15 protein-coding genes are annotated in these 17,685 nt (G+C 60.3%); 9 read left to right on the top strand and 6 right to left on the bottom strand.

The window, feature by feature from the left end:
* Positions 1-2 precede the first annotated feature (2 nt).
* From ACLH0H_RS00650 to ACLH0H_RS00630, 5 genes are all read right to left on the bottom strand, one after another.
* Complete coding sequence (locus ACLH0H_RS00650) at positions 3-1,025, bottom strand: ABC transporter permease (protein WP_076950563.1); 1,023 nt, start codon at positions 1,023-1,025, stop codon at positions 3-5.
* Entirely contained in the window at positions 1,025-2,086 is a 1,062-nt protein-coding gene (locus tag ACLH0H_RS00645; protein WP_411380570.1) for a microcin C ABC transporter permease YejB, read from the bottom strand. The genes ACLH0H_RS00650 and ACLH0H_RS00645 overlap by 1 nt, the downstream gene beginning before the upstream one ends.
* Positions 2,086-3,945 carry an extracellular solute-binding protein gene (locus tag ACLH0H_RS00640; RefSeq protein ID WP_411380569.1) on the bottom strand — a complete coding sequence of 620 codons (1,860 nt, stop codon included), beginning with the start codon at positions 3,943-3,945 and terminating at the stop codon, positions 2,086-2,088. The genes ACLH0H_RS00645 and ACLH0H_RS00640 overlap by 1 nt, the downstream gene beginning before the upstream one ends.
* 130 nt (positions 3,946-4,075) lie before the next feature.
* On the bottom strand, positions 4,076-4,357 hold the full coding sequence (locus ACLH0H_RS00635) for a peptidylprolyl isomerase (protein ID WP_076950560.1): 282 nt from the start codon (positions 4,355-4,357) through the stop codon (positions 4,076-4,078).
* 98 nt (positions 4,358-4,455) lie between these two features.
* On the bottom strand, positions 4,456-4,950 hold the full coding sequence (locus tag ACLH0H_RS00630) for a DUF1543 domain-containing protein (protein ID WP_411380568.1): 495 nt from the start codon (positions 4,948-4,950) through the stop codon (positions 4,456-4,458).
* Between the two features lie 106 nt (positions 4,951-5,056).
* Here ACLH0H_RS00630 and ACLH0H_RS00625 point away from each other — a divergent pair, with 106 nt between their 5' ends.
* On the top strand, positions 5,057-5,878 hold the full coding sequence (locus ACLH0H_RS00625; protein WP_411380567.1) for an aldo/keto reductase: 822 nt from the start codon (positions 5,057-5,059) through the stop codon (positions 5,876-5,878).
* Positions 5,879-5,929: 51 nt separating this feature from the next.
* Here the strand turns inward: ACLH0H_RS00625 and ACLH0H_RS00620 are convergent, their stop codons facing one another.
* Complete coding sequence (locus tag ACLH0H_RS00620) at positions 5,930-6,445, bottom strand: Hcp family type VI secretion system effector (protein ID WP_411380566.1); 516 nt, start codon at positions 6,443-6,445, stop codon at positions 5,930-5,932.
* Positions 6,446-6,923: 478 nt separating this feature from the next.
* Between ACLH0H_RS00620 and tssA the strand changes: the two genes are divergently transcribed.
* The 8 genes from tssA to ACLH0H_RS00580 are packed head-to-tail and all read left to right on the top strand — an operon-like array spanning position 6,924 to position 17,650.
* The gene (gene tssA / locus ACLH0H_RS00615) at positions 6,924-8,477 is read left to right on the top strand and encodes a type VI secretion system protein TssA (RefSeq protein WP_411380565.1); all 1,554 of its coding nucleotides are present in this window, start codon (positions 6,924-6,926) and stop codon (positions 8,475-8,477) included.
* A gap of 32 nt (positions 8,478-8,509) precedes the next feature.
* The gene (gene tssB, locus ACLH0H_RS00610) at positions 8,510-9,007 is read left to right on the top strand and encodes a type VI secretion system contractile sheath small subunit (RefSeq protein WP_411380564.1); all 498 of its coding nucleotides are present in this window, start codon (positions 8,510-8,512) and stop codon (positions 9,005-9,007) included.
* A gap of 29 nt (positions 9,008-9,036) precedes the next feature.
* Positions 9,037-10,512, top strand: coding sequence for a type VI secretion system contractile sheath large subunit (gene tssC, locus ACLH0H_RS00605; RefSeq protein WP_411380563.1), 1,476 nt, complete (start codon positions 9,037-9,039; stop codon positions 10,510-10,512).
* Positions 10,513-10,526: 14 nt separating this feature from the next.
* On the top strand, positions 10,527-10,928 hold the full coding sequence (gene tssE, locus ACLH0H_RS00600) for a type VI secretion system baseplate subunit TssE (RefSeq protein ID WP_411382478.1): 402 nt from the start codon (positions 10,527-10,529) through the stop codon (positions 10,926-10,928).
* The gene (tssF, locus tag ACLH0H_RS00595; RefSeq protein ID WP_411380562.1) at positions 10,918-12,705 is read left to right on the top strand and encodes a type VI secretion system baseplate subunit TssF; all 1,788 of its coding nucleotides are present in this window, start codon (positions 10,918-10,920) and stop codon (positions 12,703-12,705) included. Before tssE ends, tssF begins: the two co-directional genes overlap by 11 nt.
* On the top strand, positions 12,669-13,676 hold the full coding sequence (gene tssG / locus ACLH0H_RS00590) for a type VI secretion system baseplate subunit TssG (protein WP_411380561.1): 1,008 nt from the start codon (positions 12,669-12,671) through the stop codon (positions 13,674-13,676). Before tssF ends, tssG begins: the two co-directional genes overlap by 37 nt.
* 12 nt (positions 13,677-13,688) lie before the next feature.
* Positions 13,689-16,121: an AAA family ATPase gene (locus ACLH0H_RS00585; protein WP_411380560.1), complete on the top strand. Its 2,433-nt coding sequence runs from the start codon at positions 13,689-13,691 to the stop codon at positions 16,119-16,121.
* Positions 16,118-17,650: a sigma-54 interaction domain-containing protein gene (locus ACLH0H_RS00580; protein ID WP_411380559.1), complete on the top strand. Its 1,533-nt coding sequence runs from the start codon at positions 16,118-16,120 to the stop codon at positions 17,648-17,650. Before ACLH0H_RS00585 ends, ACLH0H_RS00580 begins: the two co-directional genes overlap by 4 nt.
* Positions 17,651-17,685 lie beyond the last annotated feature (35 nt).

Here is a 17,685-nt window from a genome sequence, read left to right as displayed (position 1 = left end):
ACTCACGAACGGGGGTCGAAGGCATCACGCAACGCCTCGCCGATAAAGACCAGCAGCGACAGGATCAGCGCCAGGGTGAAAAACGCCGTCAGGCCCAGCCAGGGCGCTTGCAGATTCTGCTTGCCCTGGGCGATCAGTTCGCCCAGCGACGCGCTGCCCGCCGGCATGCCAAAGCCGAGGAAATCCAGGGCGCTCAGGGTGGAGATCGCCCCCGTCAGGATAAACGGCAGGTAGCTCAGCGTCGCCGTCATGGCATTGGGCAGGATATGCCGACGAATGATCTTGCCGTCACCCAAACCCAACGCCCGTGCGGCCTTGACGTATTCCAGGTTGCGCCCGCGCAGGAACTCGGCGCGCACCACGTCCACCAGGGCCAGCCAGGAAAACAGCGCCATGATCCCCAGCAGCCACCAGAAATTGGGCTCGACAAAACCCGACAGAATGATCAACAGGTACAGCACCGGCAACCCGGACCACACCTCCAGCACGCGCTGGCCGATCAAGTCCACCCAACCACCGTAATAACCCTGCAACGCACCGGCCGCGATACCGATGGCCGCGCTGATCGCAGTGAGCGCCAAGGCAAACAGGATCGACACCCGCGCGCCAAAGATCACCCGGGCCAGCACATCCCGCGACTGATCATCAGTGCCCAGCCAATTTACCGATGAGGGCGGGCTGGGGGCAGGGCGGGTCAGTTCGTAGTTAGGGGTGTCGTCGCTGAACGGGATCGGCGGGAACAGCATCCAGCCGCCGTCCTGCTTGATCAGCTTTTGCACGTAGTCACTGCGGTAGTCGGCCTGGAACGGCAGCTGGCCGCCGAACTGTTGCTCGGTGTAGCGCTTGAACACCGGGAAATACAGCTCGTTCTTGAAACTCAGCACCAGCGGCTTGTCGTTGGCGATCAATTCGCCGCCCAGGGTCAGCAGAAACAGCCCGATAAACAGCCACAGCGACCACCAGCCGCGACGGTTTTTCTTGAAGCGCTCGAAGCGCCGACGGGCAACGGGAGACAGATCAAGCATCAGGCGTTCCTCGCGGCGAAGTCGATACGCGGGTCCACCAGGGTGTAGCAGAGGTCGCCGATCAGTTTTATCAAGAGGCCGAACAAGGTGAAGATAAACAACGAGCCGAACACCACCGGATAATCGCGCGATACCGCCGCTTCGTAGCTCATGCGGCCCAGGCCGTCGAGGGAGAAGATCACCTCGATCAGCAAGGAGCCTGCAAAGAACACGCTGATGAATGCCTGGGGAATCCCCGAGATCACCAGCAGCATGGCGTTGCGGAACACATGGCCGTAGAGCACGCGCCGTTCGCTCAAGCCCTTGGCGCGGGCGGTCACCACGTATTGGCGCGTGATTTCATTGAGGAACGAGTTTTTGGTGAGGATGGTCAGCGTGGCGAACCCGCCGATGACCAGCGACGTCACCGGCAACACCAGGTGCCAGAAATAATCGGCGACCTTGCCAATCGTGCTCAATTCTTCGAAGTTTTCCGAGACCAGCCCGCGCACCGGGAACCAATTCAGCGAAGTGCCGCCGGCAAATACCACGATCAGGAACATCGCGAACAGAAACGCCGGCATCGCATAGCCGATGACGATGGCGGTGCTGCTCCATACGTCAAAGCTGCTGCCGTGGCGCACCGCCTTGCGAATGCCCAGGGGGATCGACACCAGGTAGGTGATCAGCGTGGCCCACAGGCCCAGGGAAATGGTCACCGGCATTTTTTCCAGGATCAGGTCGATCACCGTCTTGCCGCGAAAGAAGCTGTGACCGAAATCCAGCTGCGCGTAGTTCTTGAGCATCAGCCACAGGCGTTCCGGCGCGGACTTGTCGAAGCCGTATTGTTTTTCAATGTCCTTGATCAGCTTGGGGTCCAGGCCACGACTGGCGCGGGACCCGCTGCTGACACCTTCGCCGGACGCGCCACCGATGCCACCGCCGCCGATGCCTTGCAGGTGAGCGATGGCTTGTTCCACCGGGCCACCGGGGGCGGCCTGCACGATCACGAAATTCACCAGCAGGATGATCACCAGCGTCGGGATGATCAGCAGCAGGCGCCGCACGATATAGGCAAACATCAGCGCGTACCCCCGTGTTTTTTCAACTCAACGTTCATTTGCTCGTTGGTCAGTGGCGTGGGGCTGATTTCCCACCAGGTTTCCAGTGCTTCTTCGTTCTTGGCCTCGATGGCCGGGCGGCCGAAGCGGTTCCACCACGCAGCAGAGGTGCCGGGCGGGTAGTAATTGGGGATCCACAGGTAATTCCATTGCAGTACCCGGTCCAGCGCGTGGGCGTAGGTGAGCATCTGCGCCTGGGTGTTGGCCTTGACCAGGCCCTTGATCAGGCTGTCGACGGCCGGGTCCTGGAGCACCATGTAGTTGTTCGCGCCGGGATCGAAGGCGGCGGCCGAACCGAAGTAGTTGTACAACTCCATGCCGGGCGACGTGGTGACGGGGAAGCCAGTGACGATCATGTCGTAGTCCCTGGCCATTAATCGGTTCACGTATTGGGAGGAGTCGATGCGGCGGATATTGAGCGTGATGCCGATCTGCGCAAGGTTGCGCTTGTACGGCAACAGCAGGCGCTCCAGGCCGGCCTGGGCATTGAGGAAGGTGAACTCCAGCGGCTTGCCTTCGGCATTGACCAGCTTGTCGCCGTCCGGTTTCCAGCCGGCTTCCTCCAGCAGGGCCAGGGCTTGCAGCTGTTTATCGCGGATCATGCCACTGCCATCGGTGACCGGGGCCTTGAACACTTGAGTGAACACTTCGTCGGGCACCTGGCCGCGCAAAGGTTCGAGAATCGCCAGTTCCTCTTGGGTCGGCGGTTGGCTGGCTGCGAGTGGGCTGTTAGAGAAAAAGCTCTGCTGGCGGATGTACATACTGCGCATCATCTGCCGGTTGGCCCATTCGAAGTCCCACAGCATCGCCAGTGCCTGGCGCACGCGGCGGTCCTTGAACATCGGGTTTTGCACGTTAAACACGTAACCTTGGGCCGGTTGCGGCATTTCCTTGGCCAGGTGGGCGCGCTGCAGGCGGCCATCGTCCAGGGCCGGGCCGTTGTAGCCGATGGCATAACCGGTGGCGGAAAATTCACGATTGAAATCATAGGCGCCGCCACGCAACACCTGGCGGGCCACTTCGGTATCGCCGAAATATTCCAGGCTCAGGTGATCGAAGTTGTACAGGCCGCGGCTGACCGGCAGATCCTTGCCCCACCAGTTCGGGTCGCGGGTAAAGGTGATGGTGCTGCCGGAGTCTATCTTGCTGACTGTGTAGGGCCCGCTGCCCAGTGGTGCTTCATAGCCGCCGCCGTTGGCGAAGTCGCGGGTCTTCCACCAATGTTCCGGGAAGACGGGCAGGGTGGCGATGTCCAAGGGCAGGGTGCGGTTTTCATTGCTGGAGAAATCGAAGCGTACCTGGCGCTCACCTTCGACTTCTACGTGCTTGACGTCGGCGAACAGGGTGCGAAAACGCAGGCTGCCTTGGGTCATCAGCAGGTCGAAGCTGTAGCGCACGTCTTCGGCGGTGATCGGCTTACCGTCGGCAAAGCGTGCCTTGGGGTTGATGAAAAAACGCAGGGACAGGCCGTCATCGGCGCGCTCCATCTGCTCGGCGACCAGGCCGTAGACGGTGTAGGGCTCGTCCAGGGAGCGCTGTGCCAGCGGCGAATACACCCAGCCGTCGACCTGGGTAACGCCGATGCCTTTGTCGATATACGGCAGCACATGGTCGTAGCGCCCGATCTCGATGGCCGAGCGGCGCAGGCTGCCGCCCTTGGGTGCATTGGGGTTGGCGTAATCGAAATGGGTGAAGCCGGCGGCGTACTTGGCCGGTTCGCCGTACACCGTCAGATACGGTTGCGGCGTCGCGAACGCCGCAGTGCTGGCCAGCAGCAGGGCCAGGCTCGAACTTAGTAGATAGGAAAAAGCCAATCGCATTATCAGCCTTGAACGCCGTGTGAAGAAGAAAAGGGATTTGTACGCTAACGGCATCAGCGTCGCCAGTCATCACATGCACAACGGCCCACCAGAAGGCGGGCCGTTGTTTATCGCATCAGCACAGACCGGATCAGTCCTGGCGGCTGGTGACTTCCAGCAGGTGGTAGCCGAACTGGGTTTTCACCGGGCCTTGCACGGTGTTGACCGGGGCGCTGAATACGACGGTGTCGAATTCCTTGACCATTTGGCCCGGACCGAACGAACCCAGGTTGCCGCCATCGCGGCTGGAGGGGCAGCTGGAGTTGGCTTTGGCGATTTCTGCGAAATCGGCGCCGCCTTCGATCTGGGTCTTGAGTTCGTTGCACTTGTCTTCAGTGGAAACGAGGATGTGACGGGCGGTGGCTTTGGCCATGGGGAGTAACTCCTTGAGTTAAAAAGGGTGAGCCTACCGGATTCAGGCGGTTATTTCCCGGCAAAGTTCCTGGCGATTGCCGAGCGGTTCGGGTTGGGTCAAGACAGGACGATATAGTCGTTCTGTTGGATGACCGGTCGGTGCGGGCCCTGTACGAGGTGAATGTAGCGCCCGGCTACCAGGTCGATGGGCAGGCAGTCGTCGATATCCATCACAGCGTCCGTATGGGCCTGGGACCAATGGCGCAGCGTATTCTGCTTGCCCTTGCTCATTGCTTCCTGCTTGTTGCGAGCAACCACCAGCAGGTAGTGGTGGGCTTCGCCAAAACTCTTGGCTTCATAACCGCCGAGGTTAATGAAATACAGATGATGCGCTCCAGCGGCAGGTGCGAGGTGGCTGAGTTCGACTTTCCAACCGTCGACACCGTCCACGGCCATCCACGAATCGATATGCACGCCCTTGGGGCTGCCGAACCAATCGGCGCGTAATTGCGGGTAGGTCGATTCAAGCGTGTCCGCGGCAGCGAACACCACATCGTGAACTTCAATTTTTGCCCGTGGGTGCTTGCCCCCGAGCATCACGACAAACAGCATTGCGGGTTCTTCCTGGCGACTTGGCAAAGCGTAACCATACTGCGATTGAACCCTTTTGTCCGGTCAGTGCCACACTGTTAATCCGCGAACTCACCAGGAGGTTGTCATGCGTACCATTGATCTGGCGGGGGTTCCCGTTCCTGTCATCGGCCAGGGAACCTGGCGCATGGGGGAACACCCCGACCGGCACCGTGCCGAAGTGGCGGCACTGCAACTGGGCATCGACGAGGGCATGACCCTGATCGATACTGCCGAAATGTATGGTGAGGGCGGCGCCGAAAGGGTCGTCGGCGAGGCCATTCGCGGTAGGCGTGACCAGGTGTTCCTCGTCAGCAAGGTCTACCCGCACAATGCCAGCCACCAGGGCGTGCCCCGTGCCTGTGAGGCCAGCCTCGAGCGCCTGGGTACGGACTACATCGATCTGTATCTGTTGCACTGGCGCGGCCAATACCCTCTTGAAGAAACCGTAGAAGCGTTCGAGCGCCTGCGCGAAGCCGGCAAGATCGGTCGCTGGGGTGTTTCCAATTTCGATGTCGCCGACCTGCAGGAACTCGCATCCCCGGCCTGCGCCACCAACCAGGTGCTCTACAACATCGAAGAGCGCGGCATTGAATTCGACCTGCTGCCCTGGTGGCAACAACACCACTTGCCCTTAATGGCCTACTGCCCGATCGCCCAGGGCGGTGAACTACTGTCCAGCCCGACCCTCAAGCAGATCGCCCGTCGCCACGAGGTCACACCCGCCCAGGTTGCCCTGGCCTGGGTGTTGCGCCAGGACGGTGTGATCGCCATTCCCAAGGCGGTCACCCCGGAGCATGTGCGACTCAACGCAGCCGCTGCCAAGCTGGTGCTGGATGAGCACGACCTGGACGCCATTGATCGCGTGTTTGGCGCACCCAAGCGCAAGCATCCGCTGGCGATGGTGTAGCAACCGATAGAGGTGGCGCCTTCCCTGGCGCCGCCTCTGCGTCAATCCGGCTTAACCCGCAACCGGGCTGCGCCAGTCATCCGACCCGGAAGTTCCGGACACTTCGTGGGTCCACACAATCTTGCGATAGGTGAAGTACACATCTTCCAGGTGAGTGAAGTGGGCGTTGTCCGGGTCCTGGCAATTGGGCATGCGTGACTGGATGTCCACGATGGTCGCCCCCTCCAGCTCAATGGTGAAGTAGTGCTCCTGGGTGCCGGCCGAAGAGGTGCGCAGCCATTCGAGCCGGCACTTGACCTCTTCGCCGCTGGTCAGTGCGCTGAACAGCAAGGGCGACGACTTATCGAAGACCTTGCTGATCATCAGGGGTTTATGAACCCTCTGGCCTGTCGGCTGGCCCGATTGCGGGTCGCGTGGAATGATCACTTGATGAGCAAACGCCTGCACCAGGATCTGGTCCTCATGGCCTTCCTGATAGATGTTACCTACCGAGTCCTGGGTAAACGTACCTGCCGTTATCAAACCTTGTTTGACACCGGTGACGGAAAGATACGCGGGTGTTGGCATGACGGGTTTCCTTGTCTGATTGATTAGGTAGTTCCAACCGGTCATTGGGCCGGCTGGACAATGACCTATAACAAGAAGCGTGCCTGAAAGTGCGCTGACCAATAAAAGCAGGGGTGGCGTGTTATTTGAATTCCTATTTTTGAAGGAGTGCACGGTTTTTGGTTGATTTAGTGACTGCTGGGTTGCGCATAAGTGTGCATTTAGTTGCTCACATCGATTGTCGCGAAAATAGTGGTATGGGCCGCAGGGGCCTTGTATATACAGTGGTTTAGGTGCGCAAAATCCTGCGCAATCTCGCATTCAGTGCGCTTGTAGGAAAAGGATTAAGTGTCGTTCCGTCGCTTGCTGAATGTTTTAGCCGTGACTAAGGTTCGTGAGCTTTGCGGGAATTACCGGCAAAGGGTAGATGGCTTTCTGATGCACGGTTTAAATGTGCTTAGTTGGCCTTTCCTGTCATGGACGAGTTGCGCGGTATCAAATGGCTTATTCAAGCAAGCTTTGTGATTATTACCTTGAAGTTGCACGGTCACCCTGCACGCAAACATGTTTTGCGGGCGGTGATGTGCGCTTTTCAAGTGAATATGAAGCGCTGGAATTGGAGCTGGCCAAGGCGCAATCGATTCATGGCGGTGGCCAGCCCGATTGGCAGAAGGTCCTGGAAACCAGCGAGATCCTGTTGCACCGTCAGTCCAAGGACCTGAAGGTCGCCGTCTGGCTGGCCTGGGCATTGCATCAGTGTGAATCCTATCCGGGCCTGCTGGCCGGGCTCGGGTTGCTGCGCTATCTCTGCGAACATCATTGGTCGGTGGTCTTCCCGGAAAAACCGCGTACCCGTGGCGCGGCATTCGGCTGGTTGGTGCTGCGCCTTGAACCGTTGTTTGTACAAGGCCTGCTGCTGCAGAACCAGCAACCGCTGTTCCGCGCCGTGCTTGAGCATCTTGAGTGCCTCGATGAGCTCTGGGCCAGGCACTTGGGGAACGACGCGCCGTTGTTGCTGCCGATTCGCAGGCAATTGGCCCAGAGGCTGGAGCGCGCCGCGCAGGACGATCCCCCAGCGGTGGGGCTGAGCGGCGTCAGTGCCCACGTCAAGCAGGCAACCGGCCAATTGCTCAGGCCCGAGGCGGTGGTGGACAACGAAAAAGACGCCCACAAGGTGCTGCGCAACTTGCAGGAACAGGCTCGTGCGCTGTGTACCTGGTGGTTACGCCAGAACGCCACTGACGCACGTGCCTTGCGCCTGAATCGAACATTGACCTGGCTTGCGCTGGTCAGCTATCCGGACGCCGACAATGAACGGGTCACAGTCTTGCGCGGGCCGGCTCCCGACAAGCTCAGGCGTTATCAGGAGCGCTTTGCCCAAGGCCATTACGCCGACCTGGTGCTTGAGCTCGAAGCCAGCCTGGCCGGCGCGATGTTCTGGTTCGATGGGCTGCGCATGCTCTGGCAATGCCTGGAGGCCTTGCAGGCCGAGCAGGCCATGGTTGAGCTGGAAGTGACCTTCGCCCTGTTGTTGCAACGCCTGCCGGACCTGCCGGCGTTTCACTTCCATGACGGCGTCCCGTTTGCCGACGCCGCCACGCGGGACTGGATCACGCAGCAGGTTTCCCGCCATCTGCAGATGCCCGAATCAACCGCAGTAACGGTCGATGCCGATGCCGCGCCCTGGGAGGTCGCCTTGCAGGCGGTAGCCCAGCGGTTGCGAAAGGACGGGCTCAAGGCCGCCATCCATGAACTCAAGCAAGGCATGTACACGGCGCGCAGTGATCGTGCGCGTTTTTATTGGCGGCTGGCCCTGGCGCGCCTGTGTGTACAGGCCGGCAAGCATGAGCTGGCGAAGATCCAGCTTGAACACCTCGACCACGAACTGCAACGCACCGGCCTGGAGCGTTGGGAGCCGGAGCTGGCCCTTCACGTCACCCAGCTTCTTTACCGCTGTTGCGATGTATTGCCGCAAAACCACGCCGTGCGCGAGCGCAAGGAAGAAACCCATCGCAGGCTGTGCCTCTTCGATCTTGAAGCGGCACTTGAATAGGCTTTCGGGCCACTTGAAAACGGAGATGCACCATGGCCAAAGAAGGTTCGGTAGCCCCAAAGGAACGTATCAACATCACATTCAAGCCCGCCATCGGCGGGGCGCAGGAAGAAGTCGAGCTGCCGTTGAAACTGTTGGTGCTGGGCGATTTCACCCAGCGTGAGGATGTGCGCAAGCTCGAAGATCGCAAGCCCATCGCGATCGACAGGAACACCCTGGATGACGTGCTGGCCAAACAGGCGTTGAGCCTGACGCTGAACGTGCGCAATCGCCTGCAGGAGGAGGCGGATATCGAGGAACTCGCCATTCAGGTACGCATTAATTCCATGAAGGACTTCAACCCCGCGAACCTGGTTGAGCAGGTGCCTGAATTGCACAAGCTGATGGCATTGCGCGAGGCGCTTATGGCACTCAAGGGACCCTTGGGCAACACCCCGAGCTTTCGCAAGGCGATCGAACAGGCCTTGGCCGATGACGAGTCCCGCGCCCGCGTACTGGCTGAGCTGGGCCTGGGCAACACCGACGCCTGACATTTTTTCAGTAAAAGGACACTGACCCCATGACTTCCCAACAGTACGCGCTACCTGAACAGACCACTGTCCAGCACAGCATCCTCGACAACATCGTTGCGCAGACGCTACTGAGCGCGGATGACGAGGCCTATGGCATCGCCCGACGTGGCGTGTCGGCGTTTATCGAAGAGTTGCTCAAACCGCACAATCGTGGCGAGCCCGTCAAGAAACGCCTGGTCGACCGGATGATTGCCGAGATCGACACAAAACTCAGCCTGCAGATGGACGAGATTCTGCACCACCCGCAGTTCCAGGCCCTGGAAGCGTCCTGGAAGGGGTTGCAGCTGCTGGTGGAGCGCACCAACTTCCGCGAGAACATCAAGATCGAACTGCTCAACGTCTCCCGGCGGGACCTGCTCGAAGACTTCGAAGACTCGCCGGAAGTGACCCAGTCAGGGTTGTACAAGCATATCTACAGCGCCGAATACGGCCAGTTTGGTGGCCAGCCGGTAGGGGCGATTATTGCCAACTACTTCCTGTCCCCCAGTGCGCCTGATGTGAAGCTGATGCAGTACGCATCCAGCGTGGCCTGCATGGCCCATGCGCCTTTTATCGCCGCAGCCGGGCCCGCGTTCTTCGGGCTGGAAAGCTTTACCGGTTTACCGGACCTCAAAGACCTGAAGGACCATTTCGAAGGCCCGCAATTTGCCAAATGGCAAAGCTTTCGCCAAAGCGAAGACGCCCGTTATATCGGCTTGACCGTGCCGCGCTTCCTGCTTCGTACGCCCTACGATCCCCTTGAATGCCCGGTCAAGACCTTCGCCTACCAGGAAAACGTGGTCAACAGTCATGAACACTACCTGTGGGGCAATACCGCCTACGCCTTTGCCACGCGCTTGACCGACAGCTTCGCGCGCTTTCGCTGGTGCCCGAATATCATCGGCCCGCAAAGTGGAGGGGCGGTGGAAGACTTGCCGTTGCATCACTTCCACAGCATGGGCGAAATCGAAACCAAAATTCCGACGGAAGTGCTGGTTTCCGACCGCCGCGAATACGAACTCGCCCAAGAGGGCTTCATTGCCCTGACGATGCGCAAAGGCAGCGATAATGCCGCCTTCTTCTCGGCCAGCTCGGTCCAGAAGCCGAAGCACTTCGGCCTCAGTCCCGAGGGCAAGGAAGCGGAGCTCAATTACCGCCTGGGAACCCAACTGCCCTACATGATGGTGGTCAATCGCCTGGCCCACTACCTAAAAGTCCTTCAGCGCGAACAACTGGGTTCATGGAAGGAACGCACCGACCTGGAACTGGAACTCAATAAATGGATTCGCCAGTACGTTGCCGATCAGGAAAACCCGAGCGCCGAAGTGCGTGGACGGCGTCCGTTGCGGGCAGCCCGCATTGTTGTCAGTGATGTCGAGGGCGAGCCCGGCTGGTATCGCGTAAACCTGAGCGTGCGTCCCCACTTCAAGTACATGGGGGCGGACTTCACCCTGTCCCTGGTTGGGAAGCTCGACAAAGAATGAGTGCAGGCCACGGAATACCCCACCATCAAAGCCTTTTCGAGCGGCTTGAACGCCCGGCAGCTACCCCTTCGTGTCGCGTGACGTCCGTCGCATTGCATCTCGGGAAAATGCTCGGCATCCGTGCAGGCAGTGTGCAGACACTGCCGGACTACGGCTTGCCTGACCTCAACGACATGAACCAGAGTCTGCATGAGTCATTGACCCAGGCGCGCCTGTTGATAGAGCGATTCATCCGCACCTATGAACCACGCTTGAAGCAGGTGCGGGTCACGGCATTGCCGCGGGATTACGACCCATTGGCGCTGGCATTCGCCATCGAAGCCTTTCTGGTGGTCAATGGCAGTAAAAAGCCGGTGGCGTTTACCGCGCGGCTGAGTGATAGCGGTCGGGTAGAGGTCTTGCCGGATGTCCTTTAACCGTTATTACCAGAGCGAACTCAGTGCCTTGCGTCAGCTAGGGCGGCGGTTTTCGGAACGTAATCCCGCGCTCGCACCCTTTCTGGCGGAGTCCGGCCAGGATCCGGATGTGGAGCGCCTGCTGGAGGGCTTTGCGTTTCTCACCGGTCGCTTGCGCCAGAAACTGGATGACGAGCTTCCAGAGCTGACGCATTCGCTGATGCATTTGCTTTGGCCCAATTACATGCGCCCAATGCCGGCGTTCAGCATCCTGCAGTTCGACCCGTTGAAACGTTCGGGGCCGCCCGTTTCGGTTGCGCGGGATACACCGGTAGAAAGCGCCGCCGTCAATGACCAGCGTTGTTGTTTTCGTACCTGCTACGACACGCAAATCCTGGCGCTGCAACTGAGTGCGCTGGAGTACAGCACCAGGGCGGACCGGGGGGTGTTGAGCCTGCGTCTGGAGATGAACGCCGAGGGTAATTTCGGTGAGTGGGCCTTCGATCAGTTACGCCTGCACCTGGCGGGAGACCGTTATATCAGCCAGGCACTGTACCTGGGCCTGTTGCGTCATCTTGAGGGTATCGAGCTGCTGCCCTTGGGGCGCGACGGCCTGCCGATCAGCGACCTTGATGGTCAGGCTGTCTCGCTGAGGCTGGGCGCTGACCGTGTGCAACCGGTGGGCTTCAGTGAAGATCAGGCATTGATCCCGTACCCGCTGAATACGTTTCACGGGTATCGCCACCTGCAGGAATACTTTGCCTTTCCCGACAAGTACCTGTTTGTCGATGTGGGAGGACTGGACGTACTGCACGGATTGCCCGGTGAGCTGCTCAAGCAGGTGTGCGGCGTAATGATGCGCTTTGAGTTGCGCATCCCCTGGTGCGAACCTCAACAGCCCACCCTGGATAACGTGAAGCTTTACTGCACGCCCATCGTCAACCTGTTCAAGCATGACGCGGTGCCCATTCGCCTGGACGGCAAGCAAGACGAGTATCTGCTGATGCCAGGCGAATATTCGCGGGAGAACGCCAGTGTATTTTCAGTCGACCGCGTGACGGGCTGGCAGCCGGGCGGGCTTGGATACCAGGCGTATGTACCCTTTGAATCCTTTGAACATGATGGCAATAACGACGCGTCGGAACGCCCTGAGAGCTACAGCGTTCGCCAACGGTCATCGGCACAGCATGCAGGGCTCGATACTTGGCTTGGGTTTGATAACAGTCAGGAGCAGGCGCCACAAACCCTGTCGATCGAGTTGACATGCACCAATCACAACCTGCCCAGCCTGCTGCAGGTAGGGGATATTAATCAGCCGTGCGAAAAAACGCCGGAAGGGCTGTCGTTCCGCAATATCTGCGCACCGACAGCGAGCTTCTCTCCGCCCCTGGACCAGGATTTTCTCTGGCGGCTTATCAGCAACATGTCGCTCAACTACCTGTCCTTGAGCGACATCAACGCCTTGAAGACGATCCTTCGAACCTATGACTTTGCTCGCTATCACGACCGACAGGCGCAAAAGGTCAGCGACAGAAGGATGGGCGCGCTGCGCTCCGTCAGCCACGCCGCTGTCGACCGACTGCACCAGGGTTTGCCGTTCCGCGGAGTCCGAATTGAACTGACCATCGACCCCCAAGGCTTTTTGGGGCAAGGCGAGGTGTTCGTGTTCGCCTCGGTGCTCAACGAATTCTTCGCACTCTACGCCGGCCTCAATACCTACCACGAACTAAGCGTCATCAGCACACAAGGAGACGTGTACCTATGGCCACCACGGATGGGGCAGCAGCCCCTGCTTTGACGCAACTGTCGCGGATCATCCGCGAGTACTCGCTGTTCCAGGCGGTTTTGCAGGTGATCAAGCGGCTGCGCGATGCCCACCCACTGTTGGGTGACGACGCGCTGTATGACCTGCTGGAGTTTCAGGCCAACCCAGGTATGGGGTTTGCGGGGCACGATATTGATCGGCTGGAGTTTTTCATCGAGCACGACCAGTTGCGTGCGCGTCTTCGCCTCAACGTGTTGGGCTTGTGCGGCGCGGGGTCCCCATTGCCTGCGTTTTATAGCGAACAGGCGTGCGCCGACGGGACGAGTGGCAACACCACCCGCGACTTCCTGAACGTATTTCACCACCGCCTGCAACGGCTGATGTTGCTGATCTGGCGCAAGTACCGCTATCGGGCATGTTTCCAGGCGGGCGCAGGGGACGCCTTTTCCGAGCAAATGTTTGCGTTGATCGGCTTGAGCGGGCGGCAGATTCGCAGTGCTGCCCCATTGGATTGCAAGCGACTTTTGCCGTACCTGGGGTTGCTCAGCCTGCGGGCGCATTCGGCCGCCTTGATCGAGAAGGTGCTGCGCTACTACTTCAAGCATGACCGCTTGTTTATTGAGCAATCGGTCCTGCGCACGGTGGACGTTCCTGACTCGCAGCGCAATCGCCTCGGCGCTGCGAACAGCGTGCTCGGCCACGACCAGGTGTTGGGACGCCGGATCGCCGACCGCAGTGGCAAATTCAGGGTGCATCTGCAGGACCTGGGCTGGCAACGGTTCCATGGGTTCCTACCCACTGGCACGGACTACGCGCCGCTGTGTTCGTTAGTGAGGCTGACGGCCCGGGAACCTCTGGCCTATGACCTGTGCCTGGTGCTGGCCAAGGAAGAGATCAAGCCGCTGCACATTGGCGAACGCAACATCTGTCGCCTCGGCTGGACCAGTTGGCTGGCACATGAGCGCGCCGATGGCGTGGTCATGGTGTCGAGCAACGCTCATTAAGGACGAATCGTTATGATGAATGTGGACCTGCAACACCTTATCCGGACCTTGTCCGCCCAGGCTCGCCGCGACCTGGAGCGCTCGGCCGAACGTTGCATCCTGCGCGGCGGCAGGGAAGTGCTGGTGGAAGACCTGCTGCTGACCTTGCTCGATCATCAGGATGGCCTGGTGGCAAGGGCCTTGGCCGATGCGGGGATCGACGCCGGCGAGCTGCAGGCCACGCTGCAGCCCAAGGTGGAGGCGAGTGCCACGCGCAATCCGGTATTTGCCCAAGCGCTTGTGCAATGGCTGCAACAGGCCGTGATGGTTGCCCATCTGGAGCTGCATCAGACTGAGGTCGATCATGGTGCACTGTTGCTGGCCTTGCTGCGCCACCCGCTGCATCACGCAGGGAGCGCTTACCAGCGACTACTGAATCGGTTGGATGTGCAGCGTGTGCATGGCTTCGTATTGAACCAGGCGCCTGAAACGCACCCAGTGCCCACGGATGAATCACTGCTGGAGCGCTTCACCCATGACCTGACACGCCAGGCCCGTGACGGGCGTATCGATCCGGTGTTGTGCCGTGATGCCGAGATCGGCCAGTTGATCGATATACTCATGCGCAGGCGCAAGAACAATCCCATGCTTGTCGGCGAAGCCGGGGTAGGCAAGACGGCCGTCGTCGAAGGCCTCGCGCTTCGCATCGCCACCGCGCAGATACCGGCGTTACTGCGCGAAGTCCGGGTGTTGACCTTGGACATGGGCCTGCTCCAGGCAGGCGCCAGCATCAAGGGGGAATTCGAACGGCGCCTCAAGGGTGTGATCGACGAGGTCAATGCTTCGCCCAGACCGGTGATCCTGTTTATCGATGAGGCGCATACGCTGGTAGGGGCGGGTGCGCAGGCCGGTGCGTCGGATGCGGCCAACCTGCTCAAGCCGGCCCTGGCCCGTGGCGAGTTGCGTACCATCGGCGCCACCACCTGGTCGGAATACAAGAAATACTTCGAAAAAGATCCTGCGTTGGCGCGGCGCTTCCAGCCTGTTCTGGTGGACGAGCCCAGTGTCGAGCAGGCGGTTTCGATTCTGCGCGGATTGGTGCCGGTGTATGAGCGCAGCCATGGTGTCTACGTGCGCGACGATGCGGTCGTGGCGGCGGCGCAGTTGAGCGCCCGTTACCTGACCGGGCGCCAGTTACCCGACAAGGCGGTGGATGTGCTGGACACCGCCTGCGCCCGATTGAAAACCAGCCCGGAGACAGCGCCGCACGCACTGCAATGCCTCTACGCGGAACATGCGCAGAGCACCCGCCAGCTTCAGGCAATGAACCGAGACAGGGACGCAGGGTTCTGCGTGGATGAGAAGCTCCTGCTCGGATTGAGCCTGCGCATGCAGGCCGTGGCAAACGAGCGTGAACATCTGGAGCACTGCTGGCGGGAACAGCAAGGATCGGCGCAGCAGGTGTGTCCGCGCCTGGTGGCTCAGGTTATCAGCGCCTGGACCGGCATCCCGGTTGAACAGCTGGCATTCGAACACAGTGAACAGCTCTTGGGTTTTGCCGATGCGCTACGTTCGCGCATCCTCGGCCAGGAGCAGGCGGTGCAGGCGCTGGATCGCAATCTACGCGCCGTGGCCGCAGGGCTCAACAATGCTGATGCGCCGGTTGGTGTATTCCTGCTGGTCGGCCCAAGTGGTGTAGGCAAGACCGAGACTGCGCTGGCCGTTGGCGACCTGCTGTACGGGGGCGCGCGTTTCGTCACCACCCTCAACATGTCGGAGTTCCAGGAAAAACACTCGTTGTCTCGGTTGATTGGGGCGCCGCCCGGTTACGTCGGTTTCGGCGAGGGCGGTGTGCTGACAGAAGCCGTACGCCAGCGACCGTATTCTGTCGTACTGCTCGATGAAGTCGAGAAAGCCGACCCGGAAGTGTTGAACCTGTTCTATCAGATTTTCGACAAGGGCCGGGCCAATGATGGGGAAGGCCGGGAAATCGACTTTCGCAACACGCTGATCCTGATGACTTCCAACCTGGGCAGCGAGTGCATCAGTGAACGCTGCGCGGGTGGCCGGCGACCTGATGCTCACGTGTTGCAAGAGGCGATCCGCCCGCTGCTGCGCGAGCACTTCAAACCCGCCTTGTTGGCCCGGATGCGTGTGGTTCCGTATTACCCGGTCACCGGTGAGGTTCTGCATGACCTTGCAAGGCTCAAGCTGGAACGCCTGGGGCAGCGGCTGCACCTGCGCAAACTGGCGTTCAGCTACACGCCGGAGCTGGTTGCCCACATGGCCGAGCGTTGTGTTCACGGGGACAGCGGCGCTCGTTATATCGACCAGTGGATCGAGCTGCATGTGTTGCCGCAGATCGTGGATCGGCTGTTGACCGCCATGGCTCAAGGGGAGGCGCTGGCGCATGTGCATGCGCGCCTGGAGACCAATGGCTATCCACTGTGTGAGTTCAGCCAATGAGCGATCAGCAGTTCATCCAGCCGCCCCACATCCCGGCCTACGCCGATGCGCTGCTGGGCTGGTTCATTCGCCTGGGCATCGATGCCGACGAAACCACCTTGCCCGGCCTGTGCGTTGCTGCGGCGGCGCAATTGAGCCAGTGCGAACTCAGCCAGTGGTACTGGCGAGATGAATCCACTGGCCGACTTGAGCTGATTGCGCAGCATCTGCCCGGAGCTCCTCGCCCCGTCGATCCGGTCTGTACCAAGGACTTTCAGCACGAGCAAGTGTTGCACTATGTGCTTAGCCATCACACTGCTCTCAGCCTGCAGGACCTTGCAGGCAGCGTATACGAGTGCGGGTTCCTGCCAGTGATGGCGGTGCCCTGGCAAGCAGTGTCATGCGTGCCGCTGTTCAACCGCGGCAGGGCCATCAGCGGCGTGTTGTTGTATGCGAGCCAATGTCGAAAAAACCTGCAGGGCTGCAGCGTTTCCCTGGGTCAGCTGGGCAGTTTTGCCTCGAGGCAACTGGCTTTGCTGCGGTGCCAGCGTTCCACGGGGCATGTCCTCCCACCCAAGGGATGCCCACCGGCTCTACGTGCGGAGTTTGGGTTGATCGGCAGCAGCAGGGCCATGGATGAGACATGCCACCTGATCGGCAAGGTTCTCAATGCGCCCTACACCGTACTGCTGCGCGGCGAGACCGGAACAGGCAAGGAGGTGGTGGCGCGCGCTATTCACGCGGCGGGGCCGCGCAGCCAAAAAGCCTTCGTGGTGCAAAATTGCGCGGCCTTTCCCGAAGGACTGCTGGAAAGCGAACTGTTCGGCTATCGCAAAGGTGCTTTCACGGGCGCCGAACGTAACCACGCAGGGCTGTTTGACGCGGCGCATGGCGGCACGCTGCTCCTGGACGAAATCGGCGATATGCCGCTGTCGCTGCAGGCCAAGTTGCTGCGGGTTTTGCAGGAAGGCGAAGTGCGCCCATTGGGTGCCAGTGCGGCACACAAAGTCGATGTACGCATCATCGCCGCGACTCACCGCGACCTTGGCGCGATGGTAGCCCAGGGTAGTTTTCGCGAGGATCTTTACTACCGGCTGGCGCAATTTCCCATCGAGCTGCCGCCGTTGCGCCAGCGTGATGGCGATGTGTTGCTGTTGGCGCGCGAGTTTGCGCAAAAGGCCTCAGTTGCACTGGGACGCTCACCAGTGGCGTGGTCCAGCGCCGCCCTTGACCAACTGTCCAGCTACGCCTTCCCGGGCAATGTCCGCGAACTCAAATGCCTGGTGGAACGCGCCGTGCTGCTCTGTGACGACGGCGTGATCCTGCCGGCGCACCTGTCCTTGCCCGCGCCGACCGCCGATGAGCCTATCGATGCAACGTTGCGCCAGCGCCTGGAGCGTGTGGAGCGGGTGTTCCTGATCGATTGCTTGCACAAGAACCGTGGCAATCGCACCCGCACCGCGCGCGAGTTGGGCGTGGCGCGGCGCACGCTGCTCTACCGGTTGGCGCGCCTGAAGATCCCGGTTGGCGATAAGCGCGAGGAATGCTGAATGGGCGACGTGTGGGCACTTACTTTTTATAGGAG

It is taken from the genome of Pseudomonas sp. MPB26 (assembly GCF_046605355.1).
In the GTDB taxonomy this organism is placed as follows: Bacteria; Pseudomonadota; Gammaproteobacteria; order Pseudomonadales; family Pseudomonadaceae; genus Aquipseudomonas; species Aquipseudomonas cedrina.
This window is presented reverse-complemented; position numbering and strand designations above follow the sequence as displayed.